The 17220-nt window shown below is 63.3% G+C and carries 12 protein-coding genes; 5 read left to right on the forward strand and 7 right to left on the reverse strand.

Translation table 11 applies throughout. From position 1 onward, the window contains the following. Positions 1-67: 67 nt before the first annotated feature. The 4 genes from VFW93_RS15755 (at position 68) to VFW93_RS15770 (ending at position 4034) form a co-directional block, all read left to right on the forward strand. Positions 68-562, forward strand: a complete 495-nt coding sequence (locus VFW93_RS15755; RefSeq protein ID WP_329694915.1) for a hypothetical protein — start codon at positions 68-70, stop codon at positions 560-562. A gap of 37 nt (positions 563-599) precedes the next feature. Next, the gene (gene glnL / locus VFW93_RS15760) at positions 600-1718 is read left to right on the forward strand and encodes a nitrogen regulation protein NR(II) (protein ID WP_329694916.1); all 1119 of its coding nucleotides are present in this window, start codon (positions 600-602) and stop codon (positions 1716-1718) included. Between the two features lie 52 nt (positions 1719-1770). Next, on the forward strand, positions 1771-3402 hold the full coding sequence (ntrC, locus tag VFW93_RS15765) for a nitrogen regulation protein NR(I) (protein ID WP_329694917.1): 1632 nt from the start codon (positions 1771-1773) through the stop codon (positions 3400-3402). A gap of 122 nt (positions 3403-3524) precedes the next feature. After that, complete coding sequence (locus VFW93_RS15770; protein ID WP_329694918.1) at positions 3525-4034, forward strand: hypothetical protein; 510 nt, start codon at positions 3525-3527, stop codon at positions 4032-4034. Between the two features lie 39 nt (positions 4035-4073). Here the strand turns inward: VFW93_RS15770 and VFW93_RS15775 are convergent, their stop codons facing one another. The 7 genes from VFW93_RS15775 to VFW93_RS15805 form a co-directional block, all read right to left on the reverse strand. Then, positions 4074-5222 (reverse strand): ABC transporter permease, encoded by a 1149-nt coding sequence (locus VFW93_RS15775; RefSeq protein WP_329694919.1) that lies wholly within the window; start codon positions 5220-5222, stop codon positions 4074-4076. Beyond that, complete coding sequence (locus VFW93_RS15780; protein WP_329694920.1) at positions 5200-6138, reverse strand: ABC transporter ATP-binding protein; 939 nt, start codon at positions 6136-6138, stop codon at positions 5200-5202. Before VFW93_RS15780 ends, VFW93_RS15775 begins: the two co-directional genes overlap by 23 nt. Then, positions 6135-7097 carry an HlyD family secretion protein gene (locus VFW93_RS15785; protein WP_329694921.1) on the reverse strand — a complete coding sequence of 321 codons (963 nt, stop codon included), beginning with the start codon at positions 7095-7097 and terminating at the stop codon, positions 6135-6137. The genes VFW93_RS15780 and VFW93_RS15785 overlap by 4 nt, the downstream gene beginning before the upstream one ends. A gap of 121 nt (positions 7098-7218) precedes the next feature. Beyond that, positions 7219-9108 (reverse strand): ATP-dependent zinc metalloprotease FtsH, encoded by a 1890-nt coding sequence (gene ftsH / locus VFW93_RS15790; protein ID WP_329694922.1) that lies wholly within the window; start codon positions 9106-9108, stop codon positions 7219-7221. 4 nt (positions 9109-9112) lie between these two features. Next, positions 9113-10252: an ABC transporter permease gene (locus VFW93_RS15795; protein ID WP_329694923.1), complete on the reverse strand. Its 1140-nt coding sequence runs from the start codon at positions 10250-10252 to the stop codon at positions 9113-9115. Between the two features lie 10 nt (positions 10253-10262). After that, positions 10263-13010, reverse strand: a complete 2748-nt coding sequence (rbbA, locus tag VFW93_RS15800) for a ribosome-associated ATPase/putative transporter RbbA (RefSeq protein WP_329694924.1) — start codon at positions 13008-13010, stop codon at positions 10263-10265. Further along, positions 13007-14173, reverse strand: coding sequence for an HlyD family secretion protein (locus VFW93_RS15805; RefSeq protein WP_329694925.1), 1167 nt, complete (start codon positions 14171-14173; stop codon positions 13007-13009). The genes rbbA and VFW93_RS15805 overlap by 4 nt, the downstream gene beginning before the upstream one ends. 196 nt (positions 14174-14369) lie before the next feature. Between VFW93_RS15805 and VFW93_RS15810 the strand changes: the two genes are divergently transcribed. Next, on the forward strand, positions 14370-17192 hold the full coding sequence (locus VFW93_RS15810; RefSeq protein WP_329694926.1) for a pitrilysin family protein: 2823 nt from the start codon (positions 14370-14372) through the stop codon (positions 17190-17192). Positions 17193-17220: the final 28 nt, after the last annotated feature.

Here is a 17220-nt window from a genome sequence, read left to right on the forward strand (position 1 = left end):
TTATCACCTTCCTGTGGATCAGTCGGGTCGAGGCACGTCCAGATCGACTGGCAGCTTGTCGAGGCTGATGTCCTTGGCCCTGTTGGCCGCTTTGAGCCAATCGCCCGCCTGTGCCGAAGACAAGCCGGTGTACCGCTGTCCTGGCAATCTTTACACGGATGCGCTCACGGCCAAGGAAGCGCATGACAAGGGTTGCAAGACCCTGGATGGCGCGCCCATCACGGTGATCCAGTCTGTGGCGCCAAAGGGCGGTGGGTCAGGCAAGTCGTCTGGCGGTGGTGCTGGCGCCGGCGAAAAGGTGTCGCCCGATGACCAGAAAGCCCGTGACGCCGATCGTCGAAAGATTCTGGAAGCCGAGCTGCGCAAGGAAGAAGAAGCCCTGGCCGGGCTACAAAAAGAGTTCAACAACGGCCAGCCTGAACGCAAGGGTGACGAGCGAAACTTCCAGAAGTACCAGGATCGCGTCAACGAGATGAAGGCCGCGATCACCCGCAAGGAAGCCGATGTGGCGGCCCTTCGACGCGAGTTGGGCAATCTGGGCAACGCACCGGCGAGCAAGTAAGCGGTTCGGGCACACAAGCAAGTAGAAGAAGGCAGTCATGGGCAACAAGACAGCGGCGTCCGCCAAGCAAGTGAGGCGGGGTGCACAGGAGTTGTCTCCGCAACTGGAAGCGTTTGATCATCTGGCGACGATGGTGGCCGTGATCGAACCTGATGGTCGTTGCCTGTTTGCCAACGCGGTGTTCGAAGAGGTGCTGGGGCTGTCGCGTCGCAGCGTGATGCGCGAGTCCATCTACGACTGGTTCGTCGATCCGGCCCTGCTCAAGGAAATCGTCACGGCGGTGGCGCACAACGAGTTTGCGACCAGCCGTCTGCAGGCAGAGCTCAAGCGGCATCTGCATGTATTGGCTGGTGATCCACTGCCGGTTCAGGTCATCGTCACCAAGATGGACCTCACCGCCCATGTGCTGATCGAGCTGGTCGAGATCGAGCAGCAGACCAAGCAGGAGCGGGAGGAGCGTGCGCTCGATCAGGCGCAGGCCAACAAGGAGCTGATCCGCAATCTGGCGCACGAGATCAAGAACCCGCTGGGCGGGATCCGTGGCGCGGCGCAGTTGCTCCAGATGGAGCTGGAGAACAAATCGCTCACGGAGTACACCCAGGTCATCATCCACGAGGCTGATCGCCTGCAAGCGCTGGTGGACCGCCTGCTGGCACCGCATCGGCGGCCGCATCTGGTGGGGGATGTGAACGTGCACGAGGTGTGCGAGCGGGTGCGCTCCCTGATCCTGGCGGAGTTCCCCAAAGGCTTGAAGGTCTGGCGTGATTACGACACCTCCTTGCCTGAGTTCAGGGGGGACCGAGAGCAGCTGATCCAGGCGGTGCTCAACATCGCGCACAACGCGGCCCAGGCCTTGTCCGACCGCATTGCGGCCGGCGATGCCATGTTGACTTTGCGCACCCGGGTGATGCGAAGGGTCACCATCAACCGTCATTTGCATCGGTTGGCATTGGTCTTGCATATTGAGGACAACGGCCCGGGCATACCGGAAGCCATCCGCGATCGCATTTTTTACCCGCTGGTGTCGGGGCGTGAGGGTGGTTCCGGTCTGGGCCTGACTTTGGCGCAAACCTTCGTTCAACAGCATCAAGGCACCATCGAATGCGAAAGCGAGCCAGGACGCACGGTATTCAAAATACTGATACCACTACCGTGACGCCGGCGATCGCAACGTATCCGGTTCGGGATGCCATCCACACTAGGCCAGCATGAAACCCATCTGGATCGTTGACGACGACCAATCCATCCGCTTTGTGCTTGAAAAGGCACTGACCCGCGAAAACCTGCCCGTTCGCGTGTTCACCAACCCCCGTGATGTTCTGGCAGCACTCGATGAGGACGAGCCTCAGGTGCTGGTGTCAGATATCCGCATGCCGGGTGGCTCCGGCATCGACCTGCTGTCCAAGGTCAAGGCTCGCCTGCCAGGTTTGCCCGTCATCATCATGACGGCGTATTCCGATCTGGACAGCGCCGTGTCGGCCTTCCAGGGCGGCGCATTCGAATACTTGCCCAAGCCTTTCGATCTGCCCAAGGCGGTGGAACTGATCCGCCGTGCGGTGGATGAGAGCGTGCGCGAAGAGGTGATCGACGAGCGCGTGACGCAGATGCCCGAGATGCTGGGGCAGGCGCCTGCGATGCAGGACGTGTTTCGCGCCATTGGCCGACTCAGCCAGAGCAATGTGACCGTGCTGATCACCGGTGAATCCGGCGCCGGCAAGGAACTGGTGGCGCGCGCCCTGCACAAGCACAGCCCACGTGGCAACGGGCCCTTCGTGGCCATCAACACGGCAGCCATTCCGAAGGACCTGCTGGAGTCCGAGCTGTTCGGGCATGAGCGCGGCGCCTTCACAGGCGCGCAGACCATGCGTCGTGGCCGTTTCGAGCAGGCCGATGGCGGCACCTTGTTCCTCGATGAAATCGGGGACATGCCGTTTGACCTGCAGACACGTTTGCTGCGTGTGTTGAGCGACGGCCAGTTCTACCGCGTGGGGGGCCATCATCCGCTCAAGAGCAATGTGCGCGTGATCGCCGCGACCCACCAGAACCTGGAAGACCGCGTCAAGCACGGGGTGTTCCGCGAGGACTTGTTCCACCGCCTCAACGTGATCCGCTTGCGCCTGCCGGCCTTGCGCGAACGCCGTGAAGACATCCCGACGCTGGCGCGCTTCTTCCTGCAAAAGAGCGCCAAGGATCTGGGTGTCGAAGCCAAGCGCATCTCCGAGCAGGCCCTGGCCCGTCTGGCAGGTTTTGACTTTCCCGGCAACGTCCGTCAGCTGGAGAACATCTGTCACTGGTTGACCGTGATGGCGCCAGCTCAGGTGATCGAGACCAAGGACCTGCCGCCAGAGTTGCTCGACAACAAGGTGAGCGTTACAGCCTTCACCTCGGCGGATTCGTTGGCAGCAAGCCATGGCGCTGCGCCGGCCACCACGCCTGAAGTGGCTTCCTACAGTGGCGCCGTGGAAGCGGCGCGGCCCTCGACGGAGGGCTGGCAAGGACAGCCGGTTGACACACCCGTTGCCGCCTACCAGTCGCCGCCCGCCTCGCCACCTGCAGCCCCGTTTGTGCCGGCCCCGGTGGGCGCCGTGGAGGCCGCGCATGATGTGCCTGCAGCCGCAGCGGTGCCGAGCTGGTTGAAGGACCTGGAGCGCGACGCCCGCGCGCGGCTCGAATCCGGTCAGACGGACGTCTGGGATGCCTTGACCCGCCAGTTCGAGGCCAGCCTGATTCACACGGCGCTGGATCTGACCCGTGGTCGCCGCATCGAGGCTGCTCAGAAGCTGGGCATTGGCCGCAACACGATCACGCGCAAGATCCAGGAGCTGGGGATCGACGACTGACGGCGATACCGTGGTACGGGCTTCTTTACAAAAGCCCAACACGACTGCGATACAGTGAAGGGATGGGGTGCCATCCCTTTGCTGTTTCCGGGCACCCGTTTTCTGTTGAAGCGAGTGTGTGTATGAAGCAAATCGTGCAGTTGACCCTGAAGTCCATGGCCGCTGTGTCTCTCGCGGTTCTGGCGGCCTGTTCGACAACCAGCCCTGACGTGATCAAGCCTGAGAACGCCCAGCGCATGTCCCAGGTTGAAGATGCCGTGGTGCTCAACGTGCGTCCGGTGGTGATCGAAGGCAGTCAAAGCGGTGGTGGTGCCGTGACCGGTGCGGTGCTGGGTGGTGCCGCCGGCGTGGGTGCGTCCAGCAATAACCGCAGTTCGGCGATGATCGGCGTGGCGGGCGCCGTGGTGGGCGCCGTGGTGGGCAACGCCGTGGAGCGTTTCGGTACGCGTGAAGACGCCATCGAGATCCTGCTGCAGACCGCCAACGGTCAGCGTCGTTCGATCGTGCAGGCCAAGGGCAATGAAACCTTCAATCCTGGCGATGCGGTCATCCTTGTGACGACCAGCGGCAAGACCCGCGTGATGCTGGCACCCAAGGTGACAGCACCGCAAGCTGCGCCTGCAGCCAAGTGAGCGGGCTGGCTGCGCGGTTTTTTGACCGCTGCAGCCGCTTCAGTCCAGCGTCTGCCGGTAGCGCAGCATGGCCAGCATGCCCACGATCAGCGTGAAGGCCAGCATGGGCCACATCTCGTGGCCCACTTCGGCGAGGGTCGAGCCTTTGAGCATCACCCCGCGCACCACGCGCAGGAAGTGCGTGACCGGCAGCGCCTCGCCGATCCACTGAGCCCAGGTTGGCATGCCCCTGAACGGGAACATGAAGCCGGAGATCATGATGTTGGGCAGGAAGAAGAAGATGGCCATCTGCATGGCCTGCAACTGCGTGCGTGCCACGGTCGAAAACAGAAAACCCACCACCAGCGTGGCGATGATGAAGATCAGCACCGAGGCGGTGAGCAACAGGTAGCTGCCGAACATGGGCACGTCGAACAACACACGCGATGCCACATAGACCATCAGCACCTGCACATAGCCGATCACCACATAAGGCAGGATCTTGCCCATCATCACCTCGATGGGCTTGACGGGTGTGGCCAGCAGGTTCTCCAGCGTGCCGCGCTCGCGCTCGCGTGTCATGGCCATGGCCGTCATCATCACCAGGGTCATGACCAGGATGATGCCCATCAGGCCGGGAACGACGTTGTAGGCCGTGATGCCTTCCGGGTTGTAGCGGCGGTGCACGCGCAGCTCGAAAGGGGCCTCTTTGGCGCGCAGGTGGGCCAGTGGGCCCCGCAACTCGGTTTGCAATGCCTGCGCGGGCAACTGGTTGAGCGCCGAGATGGCGCCGCCTGAGGTGGAGGGGTCGCTCGCATCACCGTAGACGGCGATGACCGGGTGCTCGCCACGCAGCAGCTTGCGGCTGAAATCCGAAGGCAGCACGATGGCGAATTGCACCAGCCCCGCACTGATCTGCCGTTCGGCCTCGGCCTCGCTGACCACGCCCTGGATGTCGAAGTAGCCGGTGTTCTCGATGGCACGGATGACGCTGCGGCTCAGCGGGCTGTTGTCCACCGCCGCCACAACAGTGGGGAGGTGCTTGGGATCACCGTTGATGGCGTAGCCAAACAGGATGAGCTGGATCAGCGGGATGCCGATCAGCATGGCCAGGGTCAGGCGGTCGCGTCGAAGTTGGACGAACTCCTTGCGCAGCACCGACCACACGCGCCGCCACGACAAGGCCTTATCGGAAATTGTCTTGGGCATGCTGGCTCAGGTGGATGAAGACGTCTTCCAGACCGGTGGGGATGGCGCGCACCTGCCAGGGATGGTGGGGTTCGATGCTGGACAGCCAGCCCCCGAAATCGCGCCCTGTGACGCTGCTGACATGGATCTCGGTACCGAAGGGCACGGCCATCCAGTCCTTGTGTTTCTCCGTCAGGGCGATGATGCGATCTAGCTGTGGGTTGTGGGCTGGCCCGGTCACTTCCCAGGTCTTGAGCTTCGAGTCGGCGATCACCTCTTGCGTGGTGCCCGAGGTCAGCAGCTTGCCGTAGGAGATATAGGCCAGGCGATGGCAGCGCTCGGCCTCGTCCATGTAATGCGTGCTGACCAGCACTGTCAGGCCCTCGGCGGCCAGCAGGTGGATCTGGTGCCAGAAGTCGCGCCGGGCTTTGGGGTCCACGCCGGCGGTGGGTTCGTCCAGCAGCAGCAACTCGGGCTCGTGCAGGAGGCAGGCGGCCAGTGCCAGGCGCTGTTTCCAGCCGCCGGACAACGAGCCGGCCAGTTGCTGACGGCGTTCATGCAGGCCCAGCTTTTCCAGTGTCTCGCGGACCAGTTCACGGCCCTTGGGCATGTCATAGACCTCGGCGATGAAGCGCAGGTTTTCTTCGATCGACAGGTCTTCGTACAGGCCGAACTTCTGCGTCATGTAGCCGGTCCGCAGCTTGATCTGACGCGACTGGGTGAGCAGATCAAAGCCCAGGCAGTGGCCTTCGCCTGCACAGGGTTCCAGCAAGCCGCACAGCATGCGGATGGTGGTGGTCTTGCCACTGCCGTTGGGCCCCAGGAAGCCGCAGATCTCGCCGCGTCGCACCTGGATGTCGATGCCATCGACCACGGTGCGGCCGCCGAATTCCTTGGTCAGGCCGCGGACGTCAATCGCCAGGTCAGACCCGTTCATGGCGCCAGGCTCACGGTCAGTGGTTGGCCGGGTTTGAGTTGCGGGGCTTGTTCACCTGTCGGCGTGGCCTCGACCATGAAGACCAGCTTGCCCTTGCTCTCGTTGCTGTAGATCACCGGCGGCGTGAACTCGGCCTGAGCCGAGATGTAGGTGACCCGAGCCTGAGCATGGCTGCAGCCATCACACTGCACATCCACGGTCTGCCCAACCTTGGTCCTGGCCAGATCGGCCTGTGGCACGAAGAAGCGGACCTTCACGCCTTTGTCCGGCAGCAGGGCCACCACGGGGGAGCCGGGGGCCACCCATTCACCGGGTCGGTACAGCACGTCGAAAACGGTGGCGCTCACCGGTGCACTGCGCGCCTTCTGGCCTTTTGCCCAGGTCGATTGCGAGACCTGGGCACTGGCGGCCTGAACCTCGGCGCGTGCGGCCTGGATGGTGTCAGGGCGCGCGGCATCACGGGCCAGGGCCAGTTGGGCTTCCAGTTCCTTGACGCGGGCGACATCGCGGGTCTGGGTGGCTTCAAGCTCGTCCATCTGGGCCGCGGACACGAAACCCTGGCGTATCAGTTCGCGCTGACGCTTGAGCTGAGATGTGGACATGTCGCGCGCAGCTCGGGCTTGAACAAGCTGGGCCTCAATGGCGGCGATTTCTTCTGAACGGCGGCCTTTGCTCAGGTCCGCCAGCTGGGCGTTGGCACGGCTTTGCTGGGCGACTGCGGCGTCACGGCTGTAGGTCTCGGCACTGGCATCCACCTGGAACAAAGGCTTGCCCATGTCGACATGGTCACCGCGCTGCACACGCAGATCCTGCAACACGCCTCCTGCCGAGGGCGCGATGTAGATCAGGTCGGCTTCTGCGTAACCCGAGTACGCAGGCAGCGGATCCTGCTTGCAGGCTGCCAGCAAACTGATCAGGAGCAGCCCAGTCCCCGTCTGGACGCGCTTGACGATGTTCATGTATGGACTCCGGAATCCCACGACCTGGCAGGCTTTGTGATGCCAGCTTCGGTTTGACAGCCTGCGTTATACCTGCTGATTCAGGACAACTGTCCTTTTTCGTGACAGCTGTTGTTTCTTGTCAAGCGGTTTGGGCGCGGGCCTGTTTGGCCAGCGGGGCCAGTTCGGCCTCCGTGAGCGTCTCGTGGGCCAGGAGCAGCCGGGCGCCTTGTTCCAGCAATTCGCGCCGGGCTTGCAGGCCGGCCGTGGCGCTGGCGAAGGCCTTGTCGACCAGTTGACGCACCGCCTCGTCGATGTGGCGGGCCGTGTCTTCGCTGTAGTTGCGCTCGGATCCGAAGGCCGGCATCTGTGCCAGGAAGGGCGTGCGCTGCCGCTCGTAGGCAACCTGGCCCAGCTCGGCTGACATGCCCAGTCGGGTCACCATGTCCAGCGCGATGTCGGTGGCTTTGGCCAGATCGTCGGCGGCGCCGCTGGAGATTTCGCCCAGCATGAGTTGCTCGGCCGCCCGGCCGCCCAGCAGCACGGTCATGCGGTTTTCGAGCTCGGTGCAGGTGCTCAGGAAGCGGTCTTCGGTGGGGCGCTGGATGGTGTAGCCCAGCGCGCCGATGCCCCGCGGGATGATGGAGATCTTGTGGACCGGATCGGCGCCAGGCAGGGACATGGCCAGCAAGGCGTGCCCCATCTCGTGATAGGCCACGGTTTCGCGTTCCTTGGGGTTCAGCACGCGGTTGCGCTTTTCGATGCCGGCCACGATGCGCTCGATGGCATCGTTGAAGTCTCGCGCCTCCACGGCTTCGGCCTTGCGGCGCGTGGCCAGCAGGGCCGCTTCGTTGACGAGGTTGGCCAGGTCGGCGCCGGCAAAGCCGGGCGTCAGGGCGGCCACGGCATCAGGGTTGACGTCGGCGGCGATGGTGATCTTTCTGAGGTGCACGCGCAGGATGTCTGTTCGGCCCTTTCGATCCGGCCGGTCCACCAGCACCTGGCGGTCGAAGCGGCCAGCGCGCAGCAGGGCAGGGTCCAGCACCTCGGGGCGGTTGGTAGCCGCGAGGATGACCACGCCCACGCTGGCATCAAAGCCATCCATCTCGGAGAGCAACTGGTCCAGCGTCTGTTCCTTTTCGTCGTGCCCGCCGCTCAGAGGGCCGGCACCGCGGGCGCGGCCCAGGGCGTCGAGTTCGTCGATGAAGATGATGGCGGGTGCCGCCTTGCGTGCCTGTTCGAACAGGTCGCGCACACGGGCCGCGCCCACGCCCACGAACATCTCGACGAACTCCGAGCCGCTGATGGAGAAGAAGGGCACGCCGGCTTCACCGGCCATGGCACGCGCCAGCATGGTCTTGCCGGTACCCGGTGGCCCGATCAGCAGGATGCCCTTGGGCATGCGCGCGCCCAGTCGGCCGTATGACTTGGGATTCTTGAGAAAGTCCACCGACTCGCGCAGTTCGTCCTTGGCTTCATCCACGCCAGCCACATCATCGAAATGCACGCTGACGTCGGTCTCGGCGTACACGCGGGCTCGGCTCTTGCCCACACCCATCATGCTGCCCAGGCCGCCGCCGAAGCCGCCGTCCTTCATCAACTTGCGCGCCAGCAGGTTCCACAGCCCGAACATCAGCAGCACGGGTAGCACCCACGAGAGCACGTCGTGCACGATGGTGTTCTCGACCACGCCTTCGTAGCGCACCTTGTAGCTCGACAGGTCCTTGGCCAGGCCCGGTTCAATGCGCGTGGTGATGAAGCGCTGACGCCCGTCTGGCAGGGGCTTTTTCAATTCCCCCTCGATGACGTTGCTGGCCACCCTCACCGAGGCCACTTCGCCGGCCTCCAGGTGCTGGACGAATTCGCTGTAGGGCATGGGTTGGACCTGGGCATTGTTGACCCACAGGTCACGCACCCACAGCATGGTCAGCAGGATCAAGGCCATGCCCCAGGGGCTCATGGGCCATGGCTGCTTCTTGTCGCCATCGGTGGGGCCGCCAGGCTGATTGGATCCGGGTTTGAACAAGGGCATGGTGTCAGGTTTGCATGCGGCTGACCGCAGAACGGAAGCGCCTCAGAGAGGCGGTGAAGAACACGGCGCCAATCAGCGCGATCGCGGCGAACTGCGGCCACACGATGCTCAGATCGGCACCTCGGTACAAGATGGCCTGCGCGAAACTCACGAAGTGCGTGGTGGGCGCACCCAGCATGATGAAACGCACCACCTCGGGCATGCTCTCGCTGGGGGTCATGCCGCCCGAGAGCATTTCCAGTGGCAGCAGCACGAGAATCATCAGCAAGCCCAGTTGTGGCATCGAGCGTGCCACGGTCCCCAGGTAGATGCCCATCGAGGTGGTGGCAAACAGGTGCAGCGTACAACCCGCCATGAACAGGCCCACCGAACCGGTGATCGGCATGCTCAGCGCGCCTCGCAGCACGAAGTGCACGGCCAGTGTCGTGGCCAGCATCACCACGGCGCCCATGGCCCAGACCTTGGCCAGCATGATCTCCACAGGTTGGAGCGGCAGCACCAGCAGATGCTCGATGGTGCCGTGTTCCCGCTCTCGGATCAAGGCCGCACCCGTGAGGATGATGGACAGCATGGTCACGTTGTTGATGAGTTCCATCACGCCCATGAACCAGGTGTTGTCCAGTGCCGGGTTGAAACGCATGCGCATGGCCAGGTCCACAGGTGGGGTGCTGTTGAGCCGCTCGCGTTGCACGAACTCGCTGACCTCGCCCAGTGCGATGCTCTGAATGTAGCCTGAACCCAGAAAGGCCTGGCTCATCTGAGTGGCATCCACGTTGAGCTGGATGGCGGGCGTCTTGCCGGCCAGCACATCGCGCTGGAAGTCGGGTGGGATGTCCATCACGAAGGTGTAGCGACCGGCGTCCATGCCGGGGTCCATGTCGCTCAGGCTGATGAGGCTGGGCTTCATGAAGGTGGGCGGGTAAAACGCATTGATCACCCGCTGAGACAGGCTGGACTGGTCTTCATCCACCACGGCCATGGGCGCGCGGTGCAGGCGGTCTGGCGCACCTTTGGCGGCGGTGTACAAGGCGCCGGAAAACGCCCAGATCACGAAGAGCAGCAGCAAACGGTCACGCCACAGGCTGCGTAACTCCTTGACGCCCAGGTTGAAGATGTTGGCCAGTGAGGTCTGCAGTCTTTGCATGGGCCGGTCCTCACTTGTCCTGCTTTTTCAACAGGGCGACGCTGACAATGGTCAGCACCGGAATGGCCACCGCCAGCGGGATGAAATACGGCCACAGCTCTGCCAGGCCCAGCGCCTTGGAATAGGTGCCACGGCTGATGATCAGGAAGGGGCCGGTCGGGTAGATGCGGCCCAGCACGGCGGCGAAGCCTTCCAGCGAGGACACCGGGTTGATGATCCCCGAGAACTGGATGGCGGGCAGCATGGTGGCCAGCGAGGTGCCGAAGATGGCCGCGATCTGGCTGTTGGTGAAGGTGGACATGAGCAGGCCCAGGCCGGTGGCCGCGGTCACATAGAGCAGGGCGCCCAGCGTGAGTGCCAGCAGACTGCCTTTGAGGGGCACGCCAAAGCCCCAGACCGCCATGGCCGTCATCAGCAGGAAGCTGACCATGGCCGTGCCGATATATGGCAGCTGCTTGCCCAGCAGGAACTCCAGCCGCGTCACCGGCGTGACGTAGAGGTTGATGATGGAGCCCAGTTCCTTCTCGCGCACCACGCCCAGCGCCGTCAGCATGGCCGGGATGAAGATCAGCAGGATGGGGATCACGGCCGGCACCATGGCGTACAGGCTCTTGACGTCCGGGTTGTAGCGGTAGCGGATCTCGACCTCGGCCAGCGCGGGGGCCTGCATGCCGGCTTGCGCCATCTTGTCGGCCAGGTAGCTGGCGTGCAGGCCTTGCACATAGCCGGACACGGTTTCGGCGCGTTGCGGCATGGCGCCATCCACCCATACACCGATGCTCGTGGGGCGGCCACGTTGCACGTCGGCCATGAACTGGGGCGGGATCTCGATGGCCAGGCTCAGCTCGCCATTGCGCATGCGCCGGTCCAGATCGGCATCGTTCTGGATGGGCGGCTGCTCCAGGAAGTAGGGCGAGCCCGAGATGTTGAGCACGTAGTCCCGGCTCAGGGTGGTCTGATCGCGGTCCAGCACGGCAAAGCGCAGATCCTGCACGTCCATGCTGATGCCGTAGCCCATGATGATCATCAGCAGGGCGGTGCCCAGCAGGGCCAGGGTCAGGCGGATGGGGTCGCGCCGCAACTCCAGTGATTCGCGGTGGGCGTAGCTCAGCAGCCGCGCCAGGCTGAAGCGGGATGAAGGTTGGCGGGCGGTGTGCGTGCCGGCTTGTTCCGTCTTCGCGTGGTCAGGCTCACCTGTGGCGCCTTGATTGGCCGGGCCGGCCTGATCAGCAGATTGCGCCTGCTCCAGCAGGGCAATGAAGGTGTCTTCCAGATTGGTGTGGCCATGTTGTTGAACCAGTGCGGCTGGTGTGTCACTGGCCAGCACTCGCCCGGCATGCATCAGCGAGATACGGTCACAGCGTTGGGCCTCGTTCATGAAGTGGGTCGAGATGAACAGGGTCACGCCGTCTTCCCGTGAGAGCTGGATCATCAATTCCCAGAAGCGATCGCGGGCGATCGGGTCCACACCCGAGGTGGGCTCGTCCAGGATCAGCATGTCCGGCTGGTGCACCACAGCCACGGCCAGCGACAGGCGCTGACGCACACCGAGCGGCAACTTCTCAGGGAGCTCATCCGCCACGGCCTCCAGCTCGAAGCGCTGCATCATCGCCTGCACGCGTTCGGCACGCCGCGCTGCAGGCACATGAAACAGCCTGGCGTGCAGTTCCAGGTTCTGTGTGACGGTCAGCTCGTTGTAGAGCGAGAAGCCTTGCGACATATAGCCCACGCGCTGGCGGATGGCCATGTCTTGCGCGTTCACCGGGTGCCCGAACAGCGAGGCACTGCCTTCGGAGGCAGGCAGCAGGCCGGTCAGCATCTTCATCGTGGTGGTCTTGCCGCAGCCGTTGGAGCCCAGGAAGCCGAAGATCTCGCCCTTGTGGATGGCCAGGTCGACGTGGTCAACCGCGGTGAAGTCGCCGAAGCGGCATGTCAGGCCGTGGGCTTCAATGGCGATGTCACCATCTTCATGCTGGCGCGGCGGCACGACCAGGGCATGGTGCCCCTGGCGTTTTGCTTCAGGCAGCAACTGGATGAAGGCCGCTTCCAGATCCTGGCAACCGGTGCGCGTCAGCAATTCGGCTGGCGTGCCGGTGGCGAGCACGCGTCCATCGTCCATGGCCACCAGGTGATGAAAGCGCTGCGCCTCCTCCATATAGGCCGTGGCAATCAGCACGCTCATGCCGGGGCGTCGGCAGCGGATGCGTTCGATCAGCTCCCAGAACTGGCGGCGCGAAAGTGGGTCCACACCGGTGGTGGGCTCGTCCAGGATCAGCAAGTCAGGATCGTGGATGAGCGCGCAGCACAAGCCCAGCTTCTGCTTCATGCCGCCAGACAGCTTGCCAGCCGGCCGGTCTGCAAACGGGGCCAGGCCGGTGCTGTGCAGCAGGTCATCGATGCGGGCCTGGCGCTCGTTGGCCTCGTGGCCGAACAGGCGGCCAAAGAAGTCCACGTTTTCGCGCACGGACAGCGTGGCGTAGAGGTTCTTGCCCAGCCCTTGCGGCATGTAGGCAATGCGCGGGCAGACCTCGCGGCGATGCCTCGCGCTGGCCATGTTGCCGCCCAGTACCTCGATCTCACCTTGCTGAATCCGGCGCGCGCCGGCCATCAAGGCCAGCAGGGTGGATTTGCCCACGCCATCCGGCCCGATCAGGCCGACCATGCAAGCGCCCGGGATCGTCAGCGTGACCTCATCCAGCGCCTGGGCCCGCTTGTAGGCGTGGCTCAGCGAACGGATGTTGGCAACAGGCTGGTTCACGGTGTGGAGGGCGTTGATGCGCTGGATGCAACCGGTTGCGCGGCGGTTTGGGCGTCTGGTTTGGGATAGGGCTGCTCAGGCAGCGCCACATTCAGCTTGTCGGGCCAGGGCGTATCGGGCTGCACACGCACATAGGCCATGCCTGGCATGCCGGTCTTGACCTGCTGGCGATAGCGATCGAGCAGGGCCCGGTCGATCTGGGCACGCACCTTGAAGACCAGTTTCTGGCGCTCGGCTGTGGTCTCGACCGTTTTCGGGGTGAACTGCGCCACGCTGGCCACAAAAGTCACCTTGGCGGGGATCACGTATTGAGGTGCTGCGTCCAGCACCAAGCGGGCCTCCGAGCCGATGGCCACACGCCCGGCTGCGGTTTCGGGCAGAAAGAAGGTCATGTAGACATCACCCACATCCACCAGCGAGACGACCCGACCTCCCGCCCCCAGGACTTCACCGGCCTGTGCGGCCAGAACCTGCACGCGCCCCGGCCTGGGGGCCTTGAGCACGCTCTCGTCCAGGTCGGCCTGGACGCGCGCCAGGCTGGCTTGCGCAGTGGCAATCGCCGCATCACTTTCCTGCAGTTGCGATCGTGTGGCCGTGATGGCCGTTTTCGCTTCTGCCACCTGGGACTGCGCCGCGCTGACACCCGCCTTGGCGCTCATGACCTGCGCCTGCACTTCATCGAGCTTCTGGGGCGACAGGAAGCCCTTGTTGACCAGCTCCTGCGTGCGCTGCAACTGCTTGCTGGCCAGGTTCAGCTCCGCCTGCCGTTGTGACACCACCGCCGAGGCCGTGGTCACGGCCTGCTCACGTTGTGCCAGCATGGCCGCAGCCGTGGCCTTGGCATTGCGCGCCTGATTGACCTGAGATTGGGCACGCTGCAAATCGGCCTCCAGCGTGGCGGTGTCCATGTGGGCCAGCACCTGCCCGGCTTCGACGTCGTCACCTTCCTTGACCAGCACATCCTTGAGCCGGCCGGCCGTGCGTGTGGCCACGTCGATGTCGGTGGCTTCAATGCGGCCATTACCGCTGGCGATACCGGGTGGCATCCCTTGCGGTTTGAGGCGGTTCCACGCGATCAGCGCAGCTGCAGCAACCAAGGCCAGCACCACCCAGCCAAGTCGCTTGCGGATCGGGGAGGCCAGGGGGCCTGTGTCGGCAGTCATGTTGGATCTTTTCGTTCAGAGAGAACACTGTTTTTTACCATGCATCAAGTGCGGCGCAGATGACATTGCACAAAGCAGTGCAAGGCACTGAACATCCTCACGAAGCGCAGTTGTAAAGGGAACCTTTACACATGCCGCCTACACTCAGTAAAGCTCGGTCCGCTTTCGGGCCTTTTTTGTCATGACGACCCGAACCATGAACGCATCGATCTCACCCAGTTCACGTGCTGCCCGTTTTCGTCAATCACCCCGCCTGGTCCTGAGTGCCCTGACCTTGCTGGTCGCTTCCACGCTTGCAGGGCAGGCGATGGCGGCGCCCGCAGCTGCCCCTGGCAAGGCGACCCTGGTGGTCCGCAAGGACGTTGCGGCGATCAAACAGGTGACGTCGGTAGAAGGCATCACCGAATACCGCCTGCCCAATGGTCTGCAGGTGCTGTTGATCCCCGACGATTCGAAACCCACCACCACGGTCAACGTGACCTACCGTGTGGGTTCGCGCCACGAGAGCTACGGTGAGACCGGCATGGCTCACCTGCTGGAACACCTCATGTTCAAGGGCTCGCCCAAGTACCCGCAGGTCTGGGCCGAGTTCAACAAGCGTGGCTTCAGCGCCAATGGCAGCACCTGGTACGACCGCACCAACTACTTCGCCAGCTTTGCTGCCAACGAGGACAACCTGCGCTGGTACCTGAACTGGCAGGCTGACGCCATGGTGCACAGCTTCATTGCCCGCAAGGACCTCGACAGCGAAATGACCGTGGTGCGCAACGAGATGGAGATGGGCGAAAACGATGCCGGCCGCATCCTGATGGAAAAAACCGTCTCGGCCATGTACCAGTGGCATAACTATGGCAAGTCCACCATTGGCGCGCGGGCCGACGTCGAAGGCGTGGACATCAGTCACCTGCAGGCCTTCTATCGCCGCTATTACCAGCCTGACAACGCCACGCTGATCGTGTCGGGCAAGTTTGATCCGGCCAAAGTGCTGCCCTGGGTACAGGAAGCCTTCGGCGTGATTCCCAAGCCTTCACGCCAGTTGCCGCATCTGTACACGCTGGATCCCGTGCAGGATGGCGAGCGCGCCGTGACCTTGCGTCGAGTCGGTGGCGTGCCCTTGCTGTACGCGGGCTATCACATCATGCCGGGCGCGCATCCGGACTACGCCGCCATCGAGCTGATCTCCGTGATCCTGGGGGACACGCCTTCCGGTCGCCTGCACAAGGCGCTGACAGAAAAGCAACTGGCTGCCGGTGTATTCAGTTTCTCGGAAGGCATGGCTGATCCTGGTTTCATCCTCTTGGGTGCGCAACTCTCGCCCCAACAGGACCCAGCCACATCCAGCAAGGCGATGCTGGATGTCATCGAGGCCTCGCTCAAGCAGTCGCCCATCACACAGGAAGAGCTGGACCGCGCCAAGGCCAAGTGGCTCAAGTCCTGGGACATGGGCTTTTCAGATCCGCAGCGCATTGGTGTGGCCCTGTCTGAAACCGTGGCGCAAGGCGACTGGCGCTTGTTCTTCCTGACGCGTGACCGCATCAAGAACGCCAGGCTGGCCGATGTGCAACGTGTGGCTCAGCAGGTGTTCGTGTCGTCCAACCGCACCTTGGGCCAGTATGTGCCCACCGCCACGCCAGAGCGTGCGCCGCAGCCGGATCGCGTGAACGTGGCCGACATGTTCAAGGACTTCAAGGCACAAGGTGCGCAGGCCAAGGCAGAGGCCTTCGATGCCAGCCCGGCCAACATCGACGCCCGTACCCAGCGCTTTGCCTTGCCATCAGGCATGAAGGTGGCGCTGCTGCCCAAGTCGACCCGTGGCCAGGCTGTCAAGGCTAGCCTGACGCTGCGCTTCGGTGATGAAAAGTCGCTCGCCAACTGGGGTGAGGCACCGGCTGCCCTGGCCGCTTTGCTGGACAAAGGCACCAGCACCTTGAACCGCCAGCAGTTGCAGGACAAGCTCGACGCCTTGCAGGCAGAGGTGAGCTTTGCTTCCGCGCCTGGCCAGTTGATCGTCAACCTCGCCACGCGACGCGAACACCTGCCTGCCGTGATCTCCCTGGTGGCCGATGTGTTGCGCCACCCAGCCTTGCCGGCCGATGCACTGGAAGAGGCTCGCCATCAGGCGCTCGCTTCCCTGGAAGAGCAGAGCAAGGAACCCGAAGCGGTGCTGGCTGAAGCCATCTCGCGGCATGGCAATCCTTATCCGGCGGGCGACGTGAGGTATGCCCGCACCTTCGCTGAAACCGAAGCGGATTGGAAGTCCGTTCGGATTGAACGCGTGCGCGCATTCCACAGCGAGTTTCTGGCTGCCGGCCATGCGCAATTTGCTGCTGTGGGTGATCTGGACGCCAATGCGGTGAGGCAGGCATTGCAGGCAGGTTTTGGTGATTGGCGCAACGACAAACCATTTGCGCGCGTGCCCAATCCCCTGATCAAACTGCCCGCGACACGGTTGGTGCTGAGCACGCCTGATAAACAGAATGCCGCGATGTCGGTGGTCATGCCATTGGCCATGACCGACCGGGATCCTGATTACGCTGCGTTCATGCTGGCCAATCATTTATTGGGTGCGGGCGGTGACTCACGTTTGTGGAACCGTATCCGTGAAAAGGAAGGCCTTTCATATAGCGTGTACAGCAGCGTGAACTGGAATCCCGTCGAGCAGCATTCCGAATGGACGGCTTCGGCCATCTTTGCGCCTCAAAACCGCGACAAAGTGGAGACTGCATTCAAGGAAGAGATCAGTCGAGCGCTGGCGCAGGGCTTCACGCAGGCCGAGTTTGAATCCGGTAAACGCGGCCTGCTGAATTTCCGCCGTCTGGGCAGGGCGCAAGACGCACGTCTGGCTGCTGGTTGGGCGGCCAATTTGTACCTGGATCGCACCTATGCATTGGCGGCTCAGGTCGATGCGGCCATCGAATCCCTCACGCTGGATCAGGTCAATCAGGCGCTCAAGAAGTATCTGAAGCCCGAACAGTTTGTATTGGGTCTTGCAGGTGATTTCAAACCTGCCAAGCCCTGAGCAATAAAAAAGGCCGGTCTGTCGACCG

The organism is Aquabacterium sp., assembly GCF_036279675.1.
Taxonomy (GTDB): Bacteria; Pseudomonadota; Gammaproteobacteria; order Burkholderiales; family Burkholderiaceae_C; genus Aquabacterium.

Excerpts from the sequence above, each read along its gene's own strand:
- VFW93_RS15755 (WP_329694915.1), top strand. The coding sequence starts at position 68 with ATGTCCTTGGCCCTGTTGGCCGCTTTGAGCCAATCGCCCGCCTGTGCC.
- VFW93_RS15810 (WP_329694926.1), top strand. The coding sequence starts at position 14,370 with ATGAACGCATCGATCTCACCCAGTTCACGTGCTGCCCGTTTTCGTCAA.
- ntrC (WP_329694917.1), top strand. The coding sequence starts at position 1,771 with ATGAAACCCATCTGGATCGTTGACGACGACCAATCCATCCGCTTTGTG.
- glnL (WP_329694916.1), top strand. The coding sequence starts at position 600 with ATGGGCAACAAGACAGCGGCGTCCGCCAAGCAAGTGAGGCGGGGTGCA.
- ftsH (WP_329694922.1), bottom strand. The coding sequence starts at position 9,108 with ATGCCCTTGTTCAAACCCGGATCCAATCAGCCTGGCGGCCCCACCGAT.
- VFW93_RS15795 (WP_329694923.1), bottom strand. The coding sequence starts at position 10,252 with ATGCAAAGACTGCAGACCTCACTGGCCAACATCTTCAACCTGGGCGTC.
- VFW93_RS15775 (WP_329694919.1), bottom strand. The coding sequence starts at position 5,222 with ATGCCCAAGACAATTTCCGATAAGGCCTTGTCGTGGCGGCGCGTGTGG.
- VFW93_RS15785 (WP_329694921.1), bottom strand. The coding sequence starts at position 7,097 with ATGAACATCGTCAAGCGCGTCCAGACGGGGACTGGGCTGCTCCTGATC.
- VFW93_RS15770 (WP_329694918.1), top strand. The coding sequence starts at position 3,525 with ATGAAGCAAATCGTGCAGTTGACCCTGAAGTCCATGGCCGCTGTGTCT.
- VFW93_RS15805 (WP_329694925.1), bottom strand. The coding sequence starts at position 14,173 with ATGACTGCCGACACAGGCCCCCTGGCCTCCCCGATCCGCAAGCGACTT.
- VFW93_RS15780 (WP_329694920.1), bottom strand. The coding sequence starts at position 6,138 with ATGAACGGGTCTGACCTGGCGATTGACGTCCGCGGCCTGACCAAGGAA.